Origin of the sequence: Massilia sp. CMS3.1 (genome assembly GCF_051262535.1) — a bacterium.
In the GTDB taxonomy this organism is placed as follows: domain Bacteria; phylum Pseudomonadota; class Gammaproteobacteria; order Burkholderiales; family Burkholderiaceae_D; genus Telluria.
Map to the genome: position 1 here is coordinate 1 of NZ_JBIMES010000103.1, position 291 is coordinate 291.

At 53.6% G+C, this 291-nt stretch carries 1 rRNA gene; it reads left to right on the top strand.

What is annotated here, in order from left to right:
* Positions 1 to 291 (top strand): 23S ribosomal RNA (locus ACHAC9_RS24605); the annotation flags it as partial.

Here is a 291-nt window from a genome sequence, read left to right on the forward strand (position 1 = left end):
GATATGGTAGGAGAGCGTTCTGTAAGCCTGCGAAGGTGAGGTGTGAACCTTGCTGGAGGTATCAGAAGTGCGAATGCTGACATGAGTAGCGATAATGGGGGTGAAAAGCCTCCACGCCGTAAGCCCAAGGTTTCCTGTTCAACGTTCATCGGAGCAGGGTGAGTCGGCCCCTAAGGCGAGGCAGAGATGCGTAGCTGATGGGAAGCAGGTTAATATTCCTGCACCGTCGTATGATGCGATGGGGGGACGGATCGCGGAAGGTTGTCTGACTGTTGGAATAGTCAGTTTCTG